We start from the raw sequence: 22874 nt of genomic DNA on the forward strand, positions 1-22874 counted from the left end.
AATACACAGTCTCTTAGACCAATACGAGCTCTATCAGAGCCAATTAACCGAACTGGACATGGAAATTACAGATCTCATGAAAGACATTCCAGGCGCCCAGGAAATGATGAATATTAAAGGGCTGGGGCCAATCACCATAGCCACCTTTCTCTCTGAGGTCGGAGACCTCAAAAAATATGACCATCCACAACAGCTGGTCAATATGGCAGGTTTGTCGTTACGAGAACATAGTTCAGGGAAGTTCAAGGGACAAACAAGGATAACAAAACGAGGGCGGAAAAAGCTGAGAAAAGCTTTATATCTGGCCGTTAGGCCATTAGTAGCCAGTAACTCGACGTTCAAGACCCTGCACAGATATTACACGACCCGATCCGTCAACCCGTTGAAGAAACAACAGTCATTGATTGCAATGTGCGGCAAATTACTACGTGTACTGTTTGTGATTGGCAGAAAACAATGTGAATTTGAAGGTAGCAAGCTATTACAAGGTTTAACTCAAATGAAAGAATTGCAGGCAGTTTAAGCTATTTCAAAGTAGTTGAAAAAATGCATCTAAGTTTTGGAATGAACAAACACCAATAATGCAGAGTCGGAGATTATTTATTCCATTCGGGCACCAGACCCAGCATAGGAGCTTTTTCCGACCTCCACCTTGTGGATACGCAGGACGAAGGAATGTATGGATTAAAATCCCGTGATACATGGGAGGGTGAGCGACCATAAGCGGTGTGGAGAATGAGGGCATGGTTATATCCCTTTTCAACCAAATGTACACAATTTGGCTGTTAGGATGGATAAAACCCGGTTAGAATATTCTGTACTCTGATTAAACGCTTTATCCATCAATACATTCAATGAAATGGTGCTTGATTAATTCTAAGAAAACAAGAGTATTTTGAAGATAATTAAAGTATATAGAGGGAGGTTATATACGACGATGGAGAAATTATTGAAGCAGGTTAAGCTATTAAGTGAGAAAGAACCAAAAACAATTGAGCAAATGGCATTAAAATTATCAGAAGAGGCTGGAGAAACCTCGCAAGCAGTATTATCTTATTTAAAAGCCAACGGAAGTGAGTATAAACAATTAGGTATTGATGATGTAAAAGAAGAATGTATAGATGTCATTCTTGTATCTTTAGCTTTGTTTTATAAAGTAGCTGAAAGTGAAGATGAATTACAAGAATTTATAACAAGAAAAATAGCCAAATGGCAGAGTAAAATGTAAAGAACAAAGAGATGTATTGAATTAAACCTGTAATCTAAAACAAATAATTCATAAATATTTAAATACTTCTCCAACTAAATGTAGCTTTAGTTAAAGAATAATAAGCTAATTTGCAACCGTGCTTCTATTATTGTTAACCATTATAAGAGCCACATTAGTTAAATACGGAGAAATTAGCAGTAAATAAATCGAAGCTTCTCAATTAACAAGAAGATAGGTGTACAAGGTCATACTATTAAATGGAGGAGTTAGTAAATGATATTAGTGAGTTCTTGTTAGGACTAAAGGTAAGATATACGCATAGTTTAGATCACAAGCTTAGTAAATTAATAGAAGAGAATAAGGCAATACCTGTATGCCCGGAATTGCTTGGTGGTTTCTCAACCCCTAGAGAACCTGCTGAAATAATAGGTGGTAATGGGGAAGATGTATTGGATGGGAAAGCTAAAGTAGTCGAGAAATCAGGTAGAGATGTTACAGAACTATACATAAAAGGAGCCTACTCGACTTTAAAAAAAGCTAAGGCTGTTAATGCAACAGTGGTTGTTCTTAAGGAGTATAGTCCTTCCTGTGGAAATTCCATGATTTATAATGGTGAATTTATGGGGGAGAAAATCACTGGAAATGGAGTTACTACTGCCTTACTAAAAAGAAATGGCTTACGAGTAATCTCAGAAGAACAGCTTGCCGAGTATTATGATGAGATAATATAGCGAATGCTTCTTCAATTAACGAGCGCATAACACCAATAAGGAGTAAAGTGTTCTAAATTGGTATTGTAAATTGCCATGAAGGTAAATTTCTATTATGTTACTGTACAGGAATGCTGATGCCGGAACACATCGAAAACGTTAATTAACAGGTTGTCTCTAAGTAAAACCAAGCAAATTTAGATATCCTGAGGTAGGTGTTTACATTGGAAGAGATAGTTATCATTTGTTCAGGAAGTTCAGGTGGTCATGCAAAGCTAATTATTGATGCTTTAGAAAAAGCTAATAGGAAGATTAAAGGAATAATAGATAACCAGCGGCAACCAGGTGAGAGGATATATGGTTATGAAGTATTAGGTGATGAAGAATATGTAAAGCGAAATAGCATAGATACAGGAATCGTTGGAATAGGTGATAACTGGAAAAGAAAACAAGCTGTAAAAAGAGTTAAAGAAATAAACCCATTTTTTAAGTTTACAGTAGTCATACATCCTTATACCTCTATAGCTAGAGGTGTTACTATAGGTGAAGGAACTGTTGTAATGGCGGGAGCTATTATTAATAGTGACGCTCAGATTGGAGAACATTGTATTGTAAATACTAAAAGTTCAATAGCTCATGATTGTGAGATAGGAGATTATGTATCCATTTCTCCAAGCGCAACCTTAGGGGGTAATGTATTAGTAGGAGTTGGATCAACCGTAGCAATGGGAGCTAATGTTATCCATGCTGTAACAATCGGTCAACATACTGTGATAGGAGCAGGATCGACTGTATTGGATGATATTGAAGATTATAAGGTAGCTTATGGAACTCCTGCTAAAGCTGTTAAGGTAAGAAAAGAATTTGATAAATATCTATAAAAATATCTTTAGCATATAAACAATTCATTTCATCTCTGATATATCGAATAGGCAGTGAACATAAAAAGTTGTTTATCCCTATTACCTTAAGAAAGAGAATATTTACTCATCGCCTCTCTTTTGTAGTAGGTATGTTAAAACAGTGTAAGTAAGCATACATATGCTTCATACTTACACTGTTTTTTAAGCTGTTAGACAAATGGTTTGTTTTTTAGTAATACGAAAAAATAATGCTAAGACAACTGCATTGTTGTTATACACGTGTTGTCGCCTTCAAAGGTGGAAATTTCTGATTCTGTTGTTTTTCCATCATATTCCATTTTAACTTGAAATGTTTTATCTCTTGGTAACCATAAATCAATAAACCCATTTTTTAATGATGTCATGGTTTCATCAACAACCACATTACCTTCTTCATCTTGAATATACACATCAAATTCTTTTTCCACCAACTCTCCTTGACATCCGGTTAGACTATGGTTGGTACAAGGGTGTGTGGTATTAATAAACGGTGCAATGGAAACGAAAAATTCATCTTCTGGAAGATTATAAGTCGTCTCTTTATTACCACTATCCGTAACAATAAGCTCTTCGGAAGTAATGGATGCAGACACATCATCGGTACTACCAACACTATAATTATGTACCATTTCTTTTACATCTTTTCCTTCTTTTTCATTCGAAGCACTGTTATCACAGGCTACTACGATGAAGATAAGTACGAAGCCAATCATTGCAAGAATGCCTTTTTTCATATATCATTCAACTCCTATTTTAATAGTATAAAATGTAATTTGATAGTATTTTACCATATGTAGACAAACGATATGTAATAGATAAGAAAGGCACATATCAATTTGTCCGCCTTTTAAAAACCAGTAAAACCAAACCATCCGGCTAAAAAGGAGGTTAATTTGGTCATCCAATCAAAGAATAGTGCAACTCCCATAAAAATCATAATGTATCCGCCAATTTGTATTAATTTTTGATTGTGTTTTTTAATCCACTTTATTTTACCAACAAAGAATGCCAACAAAAGAAATGGAATGGAGAAACCTGATACATAACTAATCATCATTACCATACCAACATCAGGATTAGTTGCAGCTAATGATAATACGATAGCTAATATGGGACCAGTACACGGTGTCCAGCCTAAAGAGAATGCCATTCCTATAAGATAGGACCCAAAATAACCTCCTGGACGATTTTTGAATGAGATTTTTTTATCCTTCATGAGAAATTTAAAATTAAATATACCTACAATCACTAGTCCAAAGAAAATAATTAAAACGGCACCAATTTGTCTAATGATATCCTGGTATGTCAACAAAAATTCGGATATATATGATGTGGTAAAACCAATCATTATAAAAATACTTGAGAATCCTAGTAAAAACAGAATGGTATGTAAGAGGGCTTTTTTATTTATTTTTTTATTTTCTTCTTTTATTTCACTTACGCTCATCCCAGTAATATATGATAAAAATGCTGGGTAAAGTGGTAATACACAAGGTGAAATAAAAGAGAGAAACCCTGCACCAAAAGCTAGGAATATATTTATTTCGTTCAAAACTACTTATCCCCCTTTTGTTTAGAGACTTATTGCTGAGGAAGTATTTCTTGTAAATATCCATCAAGTTTTTCTAATGTCAACGCACCATTTATTATTCTTTCTATCTTTCCATCAGGGTTTATAAAAAAGCTACTTGGAATAGGTCCTACTTTATATAGATCCATTACTTCTCCTGTTTTATCATGAGGAATCGGAAACGTTAAATCATATTTATCAATAAAACTGTCAACAGCTAATTCTGTATTATCTAAACTAACGGCGATAATTTCAATTCCTTTATCTTTATATTTGGGATAAAGTGCTTGCATGTAAGGCATTTCTTCTTCACAGGGTTTACACCAGGTTCCCCAAAAGTTTAACATGACACCTTTTCCTTCAAAATCACTAAGTTGAATCATTTCTTCTTTATTATTCTTATTTATTTGTTTTAATTTAAAGTCGGGTGCATCATCACCGATCTGATAAACGCTGTTATCTGCTTGTATGTTAGAAATTAATGCAAATACAATAGCACCTATTAATACAGCTAGAATAGCTGTTCGAAAAATGAAGCGATTTCTTTTTTTGTTCTTCTTTTTCTTTTTAGCCTCCTCCAAGCTCATATATACCCTCCCTACAATAATTAATTTCAATCTAAAAGACACGTACTGTTATTCTAAGATAAAAATTTGCAGAAATTATGTAGATGCTTTGTATAGTTTATGAACGAATGTATTTTTTCATATGAAGTGGAACCTCAAGCAGTTGGGGGGCGTTTATCCACCATCGGATTGAAGTAGGTAAGCTGAAGGATCTGCTTGCTTGTGCCCATTAACCTTTTAAAAAATAGTCACTAACCTTATTATCACTAATTATTCAAACCTGGTGTTCAAACTATTGTCACGTAATCTATAAGCTTTGCTTTAAATCACATTTGAAGTGTGATGTAGTTCACTTATGTTAAGTAGTGCAAAATTTAGAATGTAAGTAAGAAAAAACATAAGGGAGGGGTAAGTAATGGAAACGAATAATAAAAATGTTATTGCAAAAGAAAAGGATAATAAAAAGTATTCTCTAAAAGGGACATTATTTTCCTCAATTGTATTTGTTGGAGGAACCATTATAGCTTTTATTCTACTATTATGGGTTTTGTATATGGTGAGAATTTAATAGGGGGGTATTTGTATGAAATTACATCGTGCTGAAGAAATTTGGTTAATTATTGGAATTGGAATTATTGCTCTTTCTATGGTGATAACAGGATATCAGGCATTTGCTCAAGGAATGGCACCGCCAAGTGGAATGGAAACCATTGATCCTCAAAAAGTAGATCAAACTACACCATTTGATAATCCTGGGATATTTGAGATTGGCGAAAACGAATATGAGGTAGTTATGATATTACAAGCCTTTAGTTTTACACCAAATGAAATTGAAGTCCCAGTAGGGTCAACCGTTCATTTTACAATGACTTCTAGAGATGTAGTACATGGCTTTCAAGTGGCTGGTACCAATATTAATGCTATGGTAACTCCTGGACACATACAAAAAATTTCACAAACCTTTGACAAACCAGGTGAATATCTCGTTTTATGTAATGAGTACTGCGGTGTCGGTCACCAAATGATGTCGACAACTATCACCGTTAAATAAAGGGAGGAGAAATAAATGGAGTTAGTTAAAGAAAAACCATTTGGAAAGATGCAACAGGCTCTAGGAGTTAATCCTAAAGATGCACGATTATCATTAACCTATTTTACTGTTTCATTTATTGCGTTATTAATAGGTGGATTTTTAGGTCTTTTTCAAGGATTAAACCGTGCAGGTCTAATGGAATTGCCAACATGGTTTGACTATTATCAAACACTAACAACGCATGGAATCTTATTAGTTCTTGTATTTACCACCACTTTTGTAATTGGGTATTTCTATGCTGGAATTTCCCATACAATGGGAGGATTACTTCCAAAGGTTAGAAAATTTGGTTGGACAGCATTTGGATTATTGGTAATTGGTGTTGTGTTTGTTGCAACTACTGTTGCCATGGGTAATGCATCAGTTATGTATACTTTCTACCCACCAATGCAAGCAACTCCTCTATTTTACATTGGCCTAGTTTTTCTTGTTGTGGGAATTTGGATAGCAGCATTTGGCGTGTTTATCAATGTAGCAAATTGGAGAAGAAATCATAAAGGACAGCATATTCCTTTGTTATCATTCTTTGCAACTGGTGTATTCGTTTTATTAGTCTTGGGAAGTATCGGTGTTACCATAGAAGTGTTAATGTTAATTCCATGGTCACTAGGGTGGACGGAAACCATCAATGTTATGCTTAGTCGTACATTATTTTGGAGTTTCGGCCATACTCTAGTTAATATTTGGTATTTAACTGCGATTTCTGCATGGTATGTCGCTGTACCAAAGATTATTGGTGGAAAACTATTTAGTGATGCTATCACACGTTTAGTAGTTATTTTATTAGTTATACTCAATATTCCTGGAGGATTCCATCATCAAATTGTTGACCCTGGTATTACAGAAGGCTGGAAATTCATCCATGTATTTATGAGTTTATCCATTGGGTTCCCATCTATGATGACTGCATTTGCTATGTTTGCTGTGTTTGAACGTGCAGGTAGAAGAAAAGGTGCTAAGGGTCTATTAGACTGGTTCAAAAAATTACCGTGGGGAGATGTGCGTTTCCTTGCACCATTTATTGCAATGGTTGCATTTATCCCTGCCGGTGCTGGTGGTATTGCACAAACAAATAATCAACTAAATCAAGTAGTTCATAATTCACTTTGGATAGTTGGACACTTCCATTTAACTCTTGGTGTTACGGTAGCATTAACCTTCTTCGGTATTACATATTGGTTAATTCCATATCTATCAAAGAGAAAATTAACACCAAAAATAAACAAACTAGGTATCATTCAAACCATTATCTGGACTATTGGTATGACATTTATGTCAGGAGCAATGCATTTAGTTGGTCTTTTAGGATCGCCTCGAAGAACTTCTTATACAACTTATGGAGATCACGCTACAGCCTTAAGCTGGGATCCTTACTTAATTTTCCTTGCAGTTGGAGGAACCTTCTTAATTGTTGGGGTTGTACTTATGGTTTATATCGTAGTTAATCTTATGTTCTTTGCGCCAAAAGGAAACACAGAATTTCCAATTGGAGAACCAGAAGCAGACGTACTATCAACTCCAAAATGGACGGAAAGATGGGGAACGATCATTATACTACTTATTCTAATAGTAGCCATGGGATATGTTATGCCACTTACAGATATATTAAATGTTCCAGGCTCTCCTCCATTTAGAACTTGGTAGAAAATTAAACATAATTATATGTCGCTTGAGAAAAAGAGATGGGGTGTAACTGAAACGGTTAATTCGAATGATGAACAACTAACTACCCTGTCTCTGGAAATATACATAGACTCCTTGAAAAAGAAGAGCGCTTTTGTTGTACGATATATCGCTGCCTAGCAAAGTAAAGTATATTTCCGAAGCGAGTTAGTTGAACGAATCATCATTTCTAATTGTTTGTCTTTTTCTTTGATTAATACTAATTTCATAGTCTTTTTGATTATTAGAATTTGCAAATAGGACGTGATCAAATGAACCGAAATAGTAATATATTATCACTAGTAATAGTTATCACGTTTGGTTTTATCTTATTCTTAATTGGAACGGATGGCTTTCGAGCATATACGGCTGAAACGGCTAGAACGATGAAGCTGGTGGAAGAGATGCCGAGATTTCCTGAAGTTACCTTAGAAGATAGTAAGGAAAGACTATATGCATTCTCCGAGTTTGAAGATAAATATATAATGATAACTTTTATTTATACTGCATGTACAGATGTTTGTCCTAAATTAGAAATGAATCTTGCTCATGTTTATAATCGAATACCAGAAAAATATATCGGAGAGGATATTGTTTTCTTAAGTATTAGTTTTGATCCGGAGAGAGATACCCCTGCTATACTTGAAAAATATCGCCAATATTTTAATAGTGATGGTAACACTTGGAGAATGGCAAGAATCCCTGATAACCAAGAATTACAAAAGTTATTAACTTCTTTTGGAGTCGTTGTGATACCAGACAATATGGGCAATTTCACTCATAACTCTGCTTTTTATTTAGTGAATCCCCAAGGCAAGCTAGTAGAAGTTATGGATTATCAACAAGTTGATTTAGCAGTTGAAAAAATAACAAGTATATTGAAAACAAATGAGGGGGGATAATGGATGAAACAAGCAATCTATGGATTAGGATTGTATATTTTCATGATGCTCCCACCAGTTATTACTTTATTCGAATCTATAATGGTAGTTCATATGCATATGCAAATGCCTTTGTTGGTTATTATTGGAATGATGTTTACACCATACCTCAAGAAAAAATTTCCCGGATTTTTTGAAGCTTGTAATCAAAATGGTATACCTGGAATAGTACTTTTTTTGATAATTATGAGTTACTGGATGCTCCCACGTGCTATGGATGAGGCCCTTACTTTACCATTAGTAGAGATTTTTAAATTTATAAGCTTACCATTTCTTGCAGGAGTACCACTAAGAGATAGCTGGCAAAAACTTATGAAATTTGAAAAGAATAGTGTGTATATCTTCTTTAGTGTATTATCAGGAATTATGGCTTGGATTTATATTGCTTCCCCTACACAGCTATGCAATAACTATTTAGTAACTGAGCAAAGAGCATTAGGCTGGACATTTTTAATAACCGGATTATGTATTATAATTTATTTTATCCAATCGCTATTTATTGATGATACAGAAGATTACTAAACGAAATAATGTCTTTTTGGAGACAAAGAATAGAAGAAAATCGGTCAAATAGGATTTTCAACTTTAAGAATAGACTGGACTCACTAAATGCTTTATTCGAAAAACAAGGCTTTTCTATAACTGATGCAGAACATGCTATTTTTGACATTAATGGTAAACTTTTGGATGGAATCAAGACGTAATAAAGTGGTCAGTTACAAAAGAAATTTAATTTTCTAACTCTAAACTACTCTTTACACTGCTGCTAAGTAAGTAATCTCTTTTAAGGAAAAATTGAAGTTAGATGAGCAATGGTTAGAAAGCGACTAAAACAACCTAGACGATACTCTATTCGTGTGTGTTTGATCCCATATATAACTGACAGTTAACTCCACTTATCAATACTGAGGTTCACTTTTTTCCCGAAGTGGGGCGTTACTGCCAGTAATGTCTGATTGGTTCAAAGGTCTTCAGGTCATACCCTTGTGGTATGAACAATCAGTGGGGGGATAAAACAAAACCCCCACTGATTGAAGCAAAAAGATCGCTCTCTATATATTAAAATCATGTCCATTAGAAAAGGAACACCTCTCTTGAGATGCACCTTTTATTGAAATAATTCTTCCTTTAACCTATTGGTATCTAGTATCATATTTCCATCACTATCTATTAGAATTAATTGTTTCTTCTTTAATTGGGTGATCGTTCTGCTAACTGTTTCACGACTTGAACCAATCATATTGGCTAAATCTCTATTCGTAAAACGGGTGGTCAATGTCATTGTTTCATTGATATGCTCCATTCCATGTTTTTTTCCAAGGCGAATTAATAGAAGAATAATTTGTTCGTAAGTATTACGTAGGATTTTTTCTTCTAAGCGATTCTGTAAATCCACTATCTTATCTCCAAGCACACGGAAAATCTTGATACTTACCTCTGGATTGTTGATTAAAAAATCCTCAAATAAATGGATGGGGATGTAAAATAATACTGCTTCTTCCATTACTTCAGCATGTGCAGGGTAGTTATCATTACGAAAAAAACCTTGGTGAGGAAACATTTCACCTTCACTTAGAATATTGATAATTTGTTCTTTTCCTTGAATATCAGTTCGATAAATTTTTATTTTACCTTGGTGTATAAAATACACATTAGTGAGAAGGTCATCTTGCATAAAGATATGGACTCCCGATCGGTAGGTTCGATTTTTTGCAATATTTATAATCGGATCAATTTCATAGTCTGTTAAACTTTTGAAAAGGGGGAAACGTTGTAATAATTTTTTAACTGATGCTGGATACATAATTATCATCCTTTCAAATATAGTGCTCCATCTCATAATATTATCACGTACAATTTATAATAAGATGTGAAGAATATCATACTTATCAGATTGTAGTGGAGACTTTGGAGGATAACTATTGAGAAAAAATAGATTACAAGTGACAAACATATGATTGTTAAAGCAAAAGCCAAACTATCACCCAATCCATGGTACTGCCTCTCGAAAGTAGAGTAAATAATCTAATTTCTGGGGATGTTTTGTAAAGTTTGTCACGGAGTATTTAGATGGAACTCTTTCATATCGTTCCTTAGCTAAAAATATAATATGGGTAGTTCCACACTAATAGGGAGAGCCACCGATAAACCAAAGCCCCGCTGATTGAAGTTTCACATTATAACTTCCTTATTATCGTTTTTTTAGAAAAATACTTAAGTTTTGTCCCAATTCTTTTCTTATTTTCTAGTTGGAAATATTCGTATTACGTCATAATTTAGTTATGTGATAAATATCACTAATTGTTTAGTTTTATTGTATTACAATTTTCCTAGACTTAAGAAGGGTGGGGCAGTAATGTTTAATAGAGATTATAATGAAAATCCGTTTATCGTAATATGGGAGCTAACACGTGCTTGTCAGTTACATTGTTTACACTGTCGTGCAGAAGCACAGTATCATAGACACCCATTAGAATTGAATTTTGAGGAAGGAAAGAAATTAATAGATAATATCTATGAAATGGACAATCCTATGCTTGTATTCACTGGCGGAGATCCATTGGAACGTCTAGATGTTTTTGATATTGCAGAATATGCGATTAAAAAAGGTGTCCGTTTATCCATGACACCATCTGCAACACCAAATGTAACCAAAGAAGCAATGAAAAAGGCGAAAGATATTGGACTTGCTAGATGGGCCTTTAGTATCGATGGCCATTGTAAAGAAGTTCATGACCATTTCCGAGGTACGGAAGGATCCTTTGATTTAACAATAAACGCTATTAACGATTTACATGAACTGGATATGCCTTTACAAATTAATACTGTTATTTCTAAATATAATTATGAACATTTGGATGAAATGGCAGAACTAGTAGAAAATTTGAATTGTGTAATGTGGAGTGTGTTTTTCCTTGTTCCTACTGGGCGAGGGAAAGAGTCAGATATGATTTCACCTGCTGAACATGAGAAGGTATTTAGATGGTTATACAAACTCTCAAAGCGTGTTCCTTTTGATATTAAAACAACAGCTGGCCAGCACTATCGGCGTGTGGTTATACAGCAGAAAATGCGTGAACAAAGAGGTATGAGTGATAAAGAACATATCTTTTACGAAGATGCTATCATCGCAGGAAAAACAGGGCAAATTGATGGATTAGGGCGAGCTCCAAAAGGGGTAAATGATGGAAATGGGTTTGTGTTCATTTCTCACACTGGGGATGTATACCCAAGTGGTCTATTACCTATTCGAGCAGGTAATGTACGACACACTCCAATATCAGAAATTTATAGAGAATCAGAGGTGTTTAAAAATTTAAGGAACCCTGATAAATATAAAGGAAAATGTGGAATCTGCGAATTTCGCCATGTATGTGGTGGTTCCAGATCCAGAGCATACAATGTAACAGGTGATTATATGGAAAGTGAACCTTATTGTGTATATATCCCAAGAGCAATGCGTAAGAAAGGAAAGAATATTATAGAAAAATAGATAGAAGCTGAGCAGATGGATGCTTAGCTTTTTTTGTAGTCTAAGGAAATGAAGGAAATTATAAAATTAGCCCATGCGGATAAAAATGGCGTGTTGAGCTTTGTCCAGCTCTAGTGCCCAGAAACGAGGCGCCTTCACGAATCGCCCCACGTTAAGTCATCATCGGCTCGAAGCTCACCGTGATTTCTTTATCTCCGTTGACTCGCTCCAGTCGTTCGTTTCTATTCGGGCGCTTACACTTTTGTTCTATGAATAAAATGCAGAAATCAGGGGATAGGAACTGTACGGAGAGGAAGAATTCACAAAAAGGCACTCAAGAGCAAGACTATTGACCAAACAATACACAACACGTTACTGTACTAAATTTGCATTACATTATGAAAAGATGATTTAAATATTAATAAGTTTATGACCATATTTTGACATCTGTCAAAGTGTGACATACTTCACACTATAGTAGAGATTTGAATGTTTTAATAAGTTATAGGCTTCACAAAGTAACTTATTTGGAGGGACAATAATGAAAAAAAAACCATCTCCACTTTGGCAACGAATAAATTATATAAAACCAAAAGAGACTTATTCAAATAATCATAGCCAATTACAAGAAGGGAACCGTGATTGGGAAAATGTATATCGAAAAAGATGGCAGCATGACAAGATAATTCGTTCCACACATGGTGTGAACTGCACGGGATCATGTAGTTGGAATATTTACGTAAAAGATGGGATCGTTACATGGGAAGGCCAGGCCTTAGACTATCCATCGACAGGACCAGATATGCCAGATTTTGAGCCACGCGGATGCCCAAGAGGAGCAAGCTTTTCTTGGTATATTTACAGCCCATTGCGCGTGAAATATCCATATGTCAGGAAGAAATTATTGCTTTTATGGAGAGAAGCTTTAGCTACAAATGACACTCCATTAGAAGCATGGAAAAGTATTGTGGAAGATAAGGAAAAAGCAAAGTCTTATAAACAGGCTAGGGGGAAGGGAGGATTAGTTAGAGCTGATTGGGAAGAAGTAACTAAGCTTATAGCGGCTTCAACACTTTATACAATCGTCAAATATGGTCCTGACCGTAATGTTGGATTTTCACCAATCCCAGCAATGTCAATGCTAAGCTATGCAGCCGGTAGTCGTTTTATGCATTTGCTTGGCGGACAAATGCTCAGCTTCTATGATTGGTATGCAGACTTACCACCAGCATCTCCGCAAATTTGGGGGGATCAAACCGATGTTCCAGAAAGTTCTGATTGGTTTAATTCCAGTTATATTATGACATGGGGTTCCAATGTTCCGATGACACGTACACCAGATGCTCACTTTTTAGTTGAAGCTCGCTATAAAGGGACAAAAGTTGTTTCAGTTAGTCCAGATTATGCAGAATCAACCAAATTTGCAGATGACTGGCTTTCCATTAGACAAGGAACAGATGGCGCGGCAGCAATGGCAATGGGACATGTTATTTTAAACGAATTTTATAATAAAAATAAAACACCTTATTTTGAAAATTATGCAAAACAGTACACAGATTTTCCGTTTTCAGTTCGATTAAAACAAGTAAATGGTAAGTTTATAGCAGACCGATTTCTAAATGCCGAAGATCTTGGCCTAGCATCCGAGAATAATCAATTTAAGCCAGCAATGTATAACCAAGCTACAAATGGTTTTTCCATCCCTCATGGAACAATGGGTTCTCGCTGGGATAAAAAAGGGACTTGGAATTTAAGACTTATTGACGAAAATACCAATGAAAAGATTGAACCTGTTTTAAGCTTCTTTGATATGGAAGACGAAGTAATTCATGTAGACATGCCGTATTTCGATGCAGAGGAGAAAAAAGTACTACCTCGTGCTATACCTGTGAAGAAAGTAGAACTAAACGGAGAAGTAGTATATGTTGCCACTGTTTATGATTTAATGCTTGGTAATTACGGAATTGATCGTGGTCTTGGTGGAGAAACTGCAAGTTCTTATAACGAGATTGCACCATTTTCACCAGCATGGCAGGAGGAAATAACAGGTGTGGATCGTAATCTAATCATTAAAGTTGCTCGTGAATTTGCACAGAATGCCATTGATACAAAAGGTCGTTCCATGATTATTATGGGGGCCGGAATTAACCACTGGTACAATTCTGATACGATTTATCGTGCAATTATAAATCTTGTACTTATGATCGGCGCACAAGGTGTAAATGGTGGTGGCTGGGCTCACTATGTTGGTCAGGAAAAACTCCGTCCCGTCGAAGGGTGGACTACGATTCAATCCGCCAAAGACTGGGGAGGGCCGGCAAAATTGCAAAATGGTACTTCCTTTTTCTACTTTGCAACAGGTCAATGGCGTTATGAAGAAACACCTATTTCGGAACTTGCTGCTGCAACTATAGACAAAGCTAGATATGATCACCCTGGTGATTACAATGTTTTAGCAGCCCGTTTAGGGTGGTTACCATCATATCCGACGTTTAATAAAAACGGTATTGATTTATATAATGAAGCAGTTGCAAATGGAAATGAAACTACAGAAGAAATCGGAAACTTCGTTGCCAAACAATTAAAAGAGAAGAAATTACAATTTGCAATTGAGGACCCTGATAATTCGGTTAATTTCCCAAGGAATTTGTTTGTTTGGCGCGCGAACCTAATTTCAAGTTCTGGAAAAGGACATGAATATTTCTTAAAACATTTATTAGGTGCATCAAATGGGCTCTTGAACTCTGATGAAGATAGTATTCGACCAAAAGAAATTAAATGGCGAGATGAAGCACCTGAAGGGAAGGTAGATCTATTAATTAATCTAGATTTTCGTATGGCTGGAACAGCTCTATACTCTGATGTTATCCTTCCTGCATCAACATGGTATGAAAAGTATGATTTATCAAGCACGGATATGCATCCATTTGTACATCCGTTTAGTTCAGCTATCACATCACCATGGGAAGCAAAATCTGACTGGGACATTTTCAAAGTTTTAGCAAAAGGCGTTTCCGATATAGCTCAAGAAATCGGTATGGGCACAATCAAGGAAATAGTTGCGACACCAATAAATCATGACACGCCTGGAGAGATGGCACAGCCACTTGGCAAAATTGAAGACTGGTCAAAAGGGGAATGTGAACCAATTCCAGGTAAAACTATGCCACAAATTCATGTTGTCGAACGTGATTTCAAACAAATTTATAATAAAATGACAGCACTTGGTTCAAATATTGCTACTAAAGCATATGGAACCAAAGGTATCAATTGGATGATGAAAGATGAATATGAACAGGCGAAACGAACGTTTGGCACGGTAGATAACGGAAGTATTGCCGATGGATGTCCAGATATCACTAGTGCAAGAGATGCGTGTGATGCAATCTTAATGCTTTCTTCTACGACAAATGGAAAAGTTGCCGTAAAAGCGTGGGAAGCATTAGAAAAGACAACGAACTTAGAGTTAAAGGATTTAGCTACTGAAAGAGAAGAAGAGTTATTTACATTTGATAATATTATCACCCAACCGAAAACAGTTCTTACTTCACCAGCATTTAGTGGCTCAGAAAAAGGTGGAAGAAGATATTCACCATTTACAACCAATGTTGAACGATTGATTCCATTTCGAACAATTACAGGACGCCAATCTTACTTTTTGGATCATGAAATAATTAAGGAATTTGGGGAGTCATTTGCCATATTCAAACCAATTTTAAATCAAAAGCCATTTAGTTCTAAACGCCCAGATGTCGAAGGAAAAGAAATTACATTAAATTACTTAACGCCACATAATAAATGGTCAATTCATAGTATGTACTTTGATTCACAGCCGATGCTGACGTTGTTTCGCGGTGGACCAACAGTCTGGCTTAATAAAGATGATGCTGCTGAGATTGATGTAAAAGATAATGATTGGATTGAATGTTTCAATCGTAATGGCGTAGTTGTAGCAAGAGCGGTTGTTTCACACCGTATTCCTAGAACCATGGCATTTATGCATCATGCACAAGATCGTCATATTCATACACCTGGTACGAAACTAACGAAAAATCGTGGAGGTACGCATAACAGCCCAACAAAAATTCATGTGAAACCAACACATATGATTGGTGGATATGCACAATTAAGTTATGGATTTAATTATTATGGACCTACCGGAAACCAGCGTGACTTAAACGTGGTTATTAGAAAAATGAAGGAGGTTGATTGGCTTGAAGATTAAAGCACAGGTGGGAATGGTGATGAACCTGGATAAATGTATTGGCTGTCATACTTGCAGTGTAACCTGTAAAAATACATGGACAAACCGTCCGGGTGCAGAATATATGTATTTTAATAATGTTGAAACAAAACCTGGTATCGGCTATCCAAAACAATGGGAATCCCAGGAAAAATATAAAGGTGGTTGGGAACTTCAAGATGGGGAGTTACGGTTAAAATCCGGATCGAAAACAAACCGCCTCTTAAATCTATTCTATAATCCTAATCAACCAGAGATGGATGATTACTATGAACCGTGGAACTATGATTATGAGACGTTAACCAATAGCAAAGAAAGAAAACATCAACCGATTGCTAGAGCTAAATCTGCTATAACTGGAGAATTTATGGATTTAGAATGGGGGCCAAACTGGGAAGATGACTTAGCTGGTGGTCATATTACAGGTCTCCGTGATCCGAACGTTATACAAATGGAAGAATCCATCAAAACAGAGTTTGAAGATGTGTTTATGATGTATCTTCCACGTATCTGTGAACATTGTATCAATGCACCCTGTGTTTCCTCTTGCCCATCTGGTGCAATGTATAAACGAGATGAAGATGGTATTGTACTAGTTGATCAAAATGCATGCCGTGCATGGAGATACTGTACTACCTCATGCCCGTATAAAAAAGTCTACTTTAACTGGAAAACGAACAAAGCTGAAAAATGTACCATGTGTTTCCCAAGAATCGAAAACGGGCAGCCAACGATTTGTTCAGAAACCTGTGTGGGACGTATCCGTTATATTGGAATTATGTTATATGATGCTGATCGCGTATTGGAAGCCGCATCGGTAGAAGATGAGAAAGACTTGTATCATGCACAACTTGGTATTTTTCTAGATCCAAATAATCCGGAAGTTATTAAACAGGCAAAAAAAGATGGTATACCAATGGATTGGATTGAAGCTGCTCAAGCATCACCATTGTACAAAATGATTATTGATTGGAAGATTGCTTTACCTTTACATCCAGAATATCGAACCATGCCAATGGTTTGGTATATTCCGCCACTTAGCCCAATCATGAATATGATTGAAGGAAAAGGGAGTAATGCGGAAACAGCAGATATTTTCCCGGCGATTGATGAAATGCGAATTCCTATTGAATATCTTGCAAACTTACTAACTGCTGGGGATACTGGTCATATTCGTAAAGTGCTTAAGAAAATGGCTGTTATGCGAAGCTATATGCGTACAGAGCAAACTGGAAAGGACTTTGATCGTGATATAATTACTGATTTAGGGTTAACCGAAAAAGCGATTAAAGAAATGTACCGATTATTAGCAATTGCGAAATATCAAGATAGGTTTGTTATCCCACACAGTCACAAAGAAGAAGTAGCAGATTTATATGAAGAACAAGGTGCTTGTGGACTTGACTTTACGGGTGGACCAGGAAGCTGTGGAGTACTTTCTTAATAGTTTCAAATGGCAATGTAGTTCTTAATATCCCCTGATGATTATTAGTTTCACAAAGATTTGACTAAAAGAACCCTGACCAGCATCTAGTATTTAACTGGCAGTTGAATTCTCTTGAGTTTCACTTCGTAGGATTGGAGTGAGGGTCTTACTGCCAGTTACTTACTAAATAAAATTCAATGTACGTGTATATATGGAACAGATTTCCTTGGAATGGAATAAAAGTTGAGACGTCGTGTAGTAGAAATCAACTATATTGTAATATTTATATACAGATTGTTCGAATTTCAACAAAGCTCTTAAAATGGACCAAACAATAAAGAAATAAAGTTATGAAGTACTACCCCAGCGAAGGAAGGTCTCGGTTTCCGTAATGCACATGGTAAAAAGGAACAAAAGCTATATACGTCCACGTCTTTGAACTGCGCGGTTACTCGTCCAACAGAAAGAGTTGTGGTATTCCATCCCGCAGTCAATATTCTGTTGGCACTGAGCTCACCAGCCGTTCAGAGTCAAAGTAACAATCTTTACAAAAAAGAGTGTTATAAATTAGATAATAGGAAATCGGTTTGGTAAGGTGGTTTTACCAATCTTGATTTCAGTAAGAGGAGATACGGATAATGAATCAAAACATTTATCAAATGGTTTCGTTTCTTTTAAATTACCCAAATAAAGAAATGGTAAGTATACTACCAGAGCTCCAATTGGAATTAGAAGAAATAGAAAATCCTGTAATAAAAGAAAATATCCATAGATTCATTAGTTTATCTTTAAACATGTCTTTGGATGATTGGATCAGTCACTATATCGAACATTTTGACTTTGGAAAATTAACAAATTTATATGTAACATATTTAAAATTAGGAGAGCAGAGAGAACGTGGTTTGGAATTACTTAAACTGAAAAAATACTACGAAGCACATGGATTTAATGTTACAGAAAAAGAGTTACCTGATTACTTACCTCTGATTCTTGAGTTTTGCGGAAATGTTCCTGTAGAAACGAGTAATGAATTGTTATCCATGCATGGAAAGGCTATTGGTGAAATCCAAAATAAATTGAGAGAAAGTGGCAATTACTATCTTTTATTATTTGAGGCTCTTTTTCTCCACATGTCTGATAACGGATTAATTCTTACTGCTACAGAATAAAGTTTAGGAGGAAAATAAAATGGAGTTATTATTATGGGGGATATTACCTTACATTGTATTAACCATTTTTATTGGTGGTCATATTTATCGATATCAAAAAGATCAATTTGGCTGGACTACGAAATCGAGTGAATTTCTTGAGAAAAAAAGATTAAGAGTTGGATCTCTTCTTTTTCACTGGGGAATAATATTCGTGTTTGGTGGCCATATTTTTGGATTAATTATACCAATAGGGCTTTATAATGCACTAGGGATTACTGAGCATATGTACCATACTGTTGCTATCATATTAGGATTGCCAGCAGGTATCGCCGCATTTATCGGTATAGTCTTATTAACCTATCGAAGAATAAGCATCAAACGTATGAAGGCTACAACCTCTCCAAGTGACTGGGTCAGCTTGATTTTCATTCTATTGGCAATAATAACTGGATTAATTGCCACTTCATTCAATGTTGATTCACATGGATTTGATTATCGAACAACGATTGCACCTTGGCTTCGCGGCTTGTTTATATTTAATATACAGCCGGAGTTAATGGCCTCTGTACCTATCTGGTTTAAGATTCATATTTACTGTACCTTTGCGTTATATGTTGTTTGGCCATTTACCCGTTTGGTGCATGCGTTTAGTTTTCCAATTCGCTATTTAAGCAGAAATTATGTTATTTATAAGAGAAGGGTTCCTAGAAAGGCAACGGAAGAGAGTGGTTTTTAATAATACTCTATATTCTCTCTTTAGAGATTAAAAAGGAGATTCAGAATGAGTAAATGGTTTTATATGAATCTTGTACTTTTACTGATGGCTATTTGGCAGGTAGTTAAGCCTTTTTCGTTTCCGATCTTTTCATTACCAATTTTATTTGGTCTCATTGGATTTTTGTTATTCCTATTTAATTGGACCAGAAATGCAGTGTTTTCAACCATTCGTAATGTTCCAGAACGGAAAACAAAAATTAAATTGGCTAATCTTTCAAAGAAGGTAATGCCGTATCACCGTTGGATTGGAACTGCTGCACTGGTTTTTATACTATTACATGCAGTATTTGTTCTTCATTGGTATAGTTTCTCTTTTCAAAATATGAAAATGCTAGCAGGATTGTTAGCATTCGTAAATTTAATTTTGATGGTACTTACTGGATGGTGGAGACTTGTCAAACCAACAGGGCGAATGCGTCAGATTCATTTACGATTAGGGATTTCCTTATTTTTTATCATTTCTTTACATTTACTTTTGTAATTTAAATACAGGAATAAAGGGTGTGTATTTCATGTTTAGTAACTTAGAAAGAACGGAGGATCAGCCAAATAAATCCCTTACTTTAATGGAGGAAATTAGAAAACAAATTATTAATGAAAATAACCCTGATATAAAAGAAACTATCGAGGAAATCGAAGCTCGTTTAATCTCTAGTAAAGAGATTTCCTTGAACGAACAATTTCTTATGTTAAGTACAGTGGCAAAGTACTACCATAAAACAAATAATTACGATAAAGCGGGTAAATATAGTCGTCACGCCTTGCAGCTATCCAAAAAGATGTCAGTAGACTTTATGCAAGTGATTATCGAGACCTATTTAGACTATGCAACACTGGAAAGAGAGTATGGACAACGCTCAACTGCTAGAATGGAATTAGCAAAATTAATGGCATTTCTAGATTCCAATGATTATCAGGATGGCTATGTATATGGCGTTATATTCAGCAACTTAGGAAAAATATCTCTTGATGAAGAAAACATGGAAAGTAGTATTACACAGCTTGAAAAAGCATTAACTTATTTTAAACAAGCAGTTCCAATGACACATCCAATTATCTCATCAACTATCCACACCCTTTCTGATGTATATATTCAAGTTGAACATTATCATAAAGCAATCGAACTATATCAAGAATTATTAAAAACCTATGAAACATTACAGGATAAACCCGCTTTAGCAAAAATATGGTTACGGTTAGGTGAAATACATTTTTATATTGATTTAAAAGAAGCCCGAAAAATGATTACAAAATCTATAAAATTAATGGATGAAATGGATGCTATGAACCATTTAGATACTACAAAAGCACTCTTGATGTTAGCTGAAATAGATGAAAATATGGGGAATTTTCCTCGAGCAATTAATTATTATAAAAAGGGTTTAAAGCAGTTAACAAGTTTCTATAAGGAGAATAATTTTTTAGTTGTTTATGTTTATTCCAAGATCGGAACCATCTCTATAAAAGTATTTAAATTAAATCAAGCAAAGAAATACCTAGAAAAGGGATTAGAATTATCCAAGCATTTTCCAAAAATCAGAATGCAATTTCTCTATGCACTAGGGAAATTATATTCTAATGAAAAAGTATATGATAATGCGTTGATCGTGTTTCAGGAATTTTTGCAACGTTTAGAAGAGGATGGACGAAAAAAATCTCTAGCTTATGGCAATACATTACAAGCTATTGCCTTTAATTATTTGGAGCAGGAAATGATAGAAGAGGCATATGACCATTATAAAGAGGCATTATCAATCTATGAACATCTAGAAAATTGCATGGAAGAAAAGGGACTCACTTCTATTCGATTGGCGTATTGCTTTGAAAGTATAAAAAATAAAGATATCATACAAGCAGAGCATTATTACGAAATGGGTTTTAAATTAATTGAAAAGGCACGAAATCAGGTGCTTCTAGAAGAAGCATTTACAGGTATTATTGAATTTTTCAAGAGAAATAAGAATGTGAAAAAGAGAAGAATATATGAAGATAAATTAGTTAAAATGCAGACTACAAAAGTATAATTCTGAATAACTCTGTTGGTATTTTTTATATTCCTATGATATTCGTAACAGATATCTATATAATATAGAAAGTATATTGTATTTAAGGAAAGTAAAAGGAGAGATGATCCGCATGTCATTATTAACAGATAAATTTGGTCGGCCGATGAAGGATCTTCGCATCTCTGTTATTGATCGTTGTAACTTTAGATGTACGTACTGTATGCCAAAAGAGATCTTTGGAAGAGATTTTGCATTTATGCCAAAAGAACAGCTATTAAGCTTTGAGGAAATCGAGCGATTAGCTAGAAATTTTATAGCTTTAGGTGTCCAAAAAATTAGATTGACTGGAGGTGAACCACTTCTAAGAAGAGATTTGCCTTTATTAATTAAGAAATTAACAGCCATAAAAGGATTAGAAGATATTGGGCTTACAACGAATGGTTCGCTTCTTGCTCTTATGGCTCAAAAATTAAAAGATGCTGGGCTTAAGCGTGTAAATGTTAGCTTGGATGCGTTGAATAGTGAATTATTCAAATCCATTAATGATAGTGGAGTCGGACCAGAACGTGTTTTAATGGGAATCCAAAAGGCTAAAGAAGTTGGGCTTGAAGTAAAAGTGAATATGGTTGTAAAAAAAGAAATGAATGAACAGGAAATTATTCCGATGGCAAAGTATTTTCGGGAACAAGGAATTACGTTACGGTATATTGAATTTATGGATGTCGGACAATCTAATAGCTGGGATTTTAGTAAAGTTATAACAAAAAAGGAAATTTTCGAGAAGCTTTCTAAGCATTTTGAATTAGTGGCCGTTGACCCTGCATATTTAGGAGAAGTTGCTAAACGTTACCGCTATAAAGGATCGGGTAGCGAGGTTGGTTTCATCACTTCCGTATCTGCATCGTTTTGCTCAACTTGTACTAGAGCAAGAATTGCTGCAGACGGGAAAATGTACACCTGTCTATTCGCTTCAAATGGGTTTGATTTTAGAGAGTTATTACGTTCCGATAAAAGCGATGAAGAAATACAATCAGCGATAATGAACATTTGGGGAAATCGTATCGATCGTTATTCGGATGAACGGACTGAAGAATCGACAAAAAACAAGAAAAAAATTGAAATGTCTTATATTGGCGGATAGGGGG

Annotated in this window: 21 protein-coding genes; 17 read left to right on the plus strand and 4 right to left on the minus strand. The window is 35.3% G+C overall.

Annotated elements, in window-relative coordinates; translation table 11 throughout:
• From RVS70_RS16305 to RVS70_RS16320, 4 genes are all read left to right on the plus strand, one after another.
• The coding region (locus tag RVS70_RS16305) for a transposase (protein ID WP_321134045.1) at positions 1–523 on the plus strand (523 nt) is incomplete at its 5' end.
• A 414-nt stretch (positions 524–937) separates the two neighbouring features.
• Positions 938–1228, plus strand: a complete 291-nt coding sequence (locus RVS70_RS16310) for a MazG-like family protein (RefSeq protein ID WP_026679618.1) — start codon at positions 938–940, stop codon at positions 1226–1228.
• 239 nt (positions 1229–1467) lie between these two features.
• Positions 1468–1941 carry a DUF523 domain-containing protein gene (locus tag RVS70_RS16315; RefSeq protein ID WP_026679619.1) on the plus strand — a complete coding sequence of 158 codons (474 nt, stop codon included), beginning with the start codon at positions 1468–1470 and terminating at the stop codon, positions 1939–1941.
• Between the two features lie 194 nt (positions 1942–2135).
• Complete coding sequence (locus RVS70_RS16320; RefSeq protein ID WP_299632204.1) at positions 2136–2801, plus strand: acetyltransferase; 666 nt, start codon at positions 2136–2138, stop codon at positions 2799–2801.
• Positions 2802–3034: 233 nt separating this feature from the next.
• On the opposite strand, the gene RVS70_RS16325 is transcribed toward RVS70_RS16320, so the two are convergent.
• The 3 genes from RVS70_RS16325 to resA all read right to left on the minus strand — a co-directional run bounded on the left by RVS70_RS16325 (position 3035) and on the right by resA (position 4979).
• Entirely contained in the window at positions 3035–3556 is a 522-nt protein-coding gene (locus tag RVS70_RS16325) for a CueP family metal-binding protein (RefSeq protein WP_121605174.1), read from the minus strand.
• A gap of 113 nt (positions 3557–3669) precedes the next feature.
• Positions 3670–4374, minus strand: coding sequence for a cytochrome c biogenesis CcdA family protein (locus RVS70_RS16330; protein WP_121605173.1), 705 nt, complete (start codon positions 4372–4374; stop codon positions 3670–3672).
• Positions 4375–4403: 29 nt separating this feature from the next.
• The gene (gene resA / locus RVS70_RS16335; protein WP_321134053.1) at positions 4404–4979 is read right to left on the minus strand and encodes a thiol-disulfide oxidoreductase ResA; all 576 of its coding nucleotides are present in this window, start codon (positions 4977–4979) and stop codon (positions 4404–4406) included.
• Between the two features lie 394 nt (positions 4980–5373).
• On the opposite strand from resA, the gene RVS70_RS16340 reads away from it, so the two are divergent.
• The 5 genes from RVS70_RS16340 to RVS70_RS16360 all read left to right on the plus strand — a co-directional run bounded on the left by RVS70_RS16340 (position 5374) and on the right by RVS70_RS16360 (position 9176).
• Entirely contained in the window at positions 5374–5526 is a 153-nt protein-coding gene (locus RVS70_RS16340) for a hypothetical protein (protein WP_161629290.1), read from the plus strand.
• A gap of 15 nt (positions 5527–5541) precedes the next feature.
• Positions 5542–6009, plus strand: a complete 468-nt coding sequence (locus RVS70_RS16345) for a cytochrome c oxidase subunit II (protein ID WP_026682736.1) — start codon at positions 5542–5544, stop codon at positions 6007–6009.
• Positions 6010–6024: 15 nt separating this feature from the next.
• On the plus strand, positions 6025–7695 hold the full coding sequence (locus tag RVS70_RS16350; RefSeq protein WP_321134055.1) for a cbb3-type cytochrome c oxidase subunit I: 1671 nt from the start codon (positions 6025–6027) through the stop codon (positions 7693–7695).
• A gap of 290 nt (positions 7696–7985) precedes the next feature.
• A complete protein-coding gene (locus RVS70_RS16355) occupies positions 7986–8615 on the plus strand; it encodes an SCO family protein (protein WP_321134057.1) in 630 nt (209 codons plus the stop codon).
• 3 nt (positions 8616–8618) lie between these two features.
• Positions 8619–9176, plus strand: a complete 558-nt coding sequence (locus RVS70_RS16360; RefSeq protein ID WP_321134059.1) for a hypothetical protein — start codon at positions 8619–8621, stop codon at positions 9174–9176.
• A gap of 586 nt (positions 9177–9762) precedes the next feature.
• On the opposite strand, the gene RVS70_RS16365 is transcribed toward RVS70_RS16360, so the two are convergent.
• Positions 9763–10458, minus strand: a complete 696-nt coding sequence (locus RVS70_RS16365) for a Crp/Fnr family transcriptional regulator (protein WP_026682740.1) — start codon at positions 10456–10458, stop codon at positions 9763–9765.
• 552 nt (positions 10459–11010) lie between these two features.
• On the opposite strand from RVS70_RS16365, the gene RVS70_RS16370 reads away from it, so the two are divergent.
• From RVS70_RS16370 to moaA, 8 genes are all read left to right on the plus strand, one after another.
• A complete protein-coding gene (locus RVS70_RS16370) occupies positions 11011–12147 on the plus strand; it encodes a TIGR04053 family radical SAM/SPASM domain-containing protein (RefSeq protein WP_026682741.1) in 1137 nt (378 codons plus the stop codon).
• A 520-nt stretch (positions 12148–12667) separates the two neighbouring features.
• A complete protein-coding gene (locus RVS70_RS16375; RefSeq protein WP_321134062.1) occupies positions 12668–16351 on the plus strand; it encodes a nitrate reductase subunit alpha in 3684 nt (1227 codons plus the stop codon).
• Positions 16341–17813, plus strand: a complete 1473-nt coding sequence (gene narH / locus RVS70_RS16380) for a nitrate reductase subunit beta (RefSeq protein ID WP_026682743.1) — start codon at positions 16341–16343, stop codon at positions 17811–17813. The genes RVS70_RS16375 and narH overlap by 11 nt, the downstream gene beginning before the upstream one ends.
• Positions 17814–18433: 620 nt before the next feature.
• Positions 18434–18964, plus strand: a complete 531-nt coding sequence (narJ, locus tag RVS70_RS16385) for a nitrate reductase molybdenum cofactor assembly chaperone (RefSeq protein ID WP_034679621.1) — start codon at positions 18434–18436, stop codon at positions 18962–18964.
• Positions 18965–18983: 19 nt separating this feature from the next.
• Positions 18984–19682, plus strand: coding sequence for a respiratory nitrate reductase subunit gamma (gene narI, locus RVS70_RS16390; protein ID WP_321134065.1), 699 nt, complete (start codon positions 18984–18986; stop codon positions 19680–19682).
• Positions 19683–19727: 45 nt separating this feature from the next.
• Entirely contained in the window at positions 19728–20204 is a 477-nt protein-coding gene (locus RVS70_RS16395; protein WP_026682746.1) for a ferric reductase-like transmembrane domain-containing protein, read from the plus strand.
• 31 nt (positions 20205–20235) lie between these two features.
• Positions 20236–21747, plus strand: coding sequence for a tetratricopeptide repeat protein (locus RVS70_RS16400; protein WP_321134067.1), 1512 nt, complete (start codon positions 20236–20238; stop codon positions 21745–21747).
• 112 nt (positions 21748–21859) lie between these two features.
• The gene (moaA, locus tag RVS70_RS16405; RefSeq protein WP_026682748.1) at positions 21860–22870 is read left to right on the plus strand and encodes a GTP 3',8-cyclase MoaA; all 1011 of its coding nucleotides are present in this window, start codon (positions 21860–21862) and stop codon (positions 22868–22870) included.
• Positions 22871–22874 lie beyond the last annotated feature (4 nt).

The sequence above is a fragment of the Virgibacillus sp. M23 genome (assembly GCF_034190895.1).
GTDB lineage: Bacteria > Bacillota > Bacilli > Bacillales > Amphibacillaceae > Virgibacillus > Virgibacillus salarius.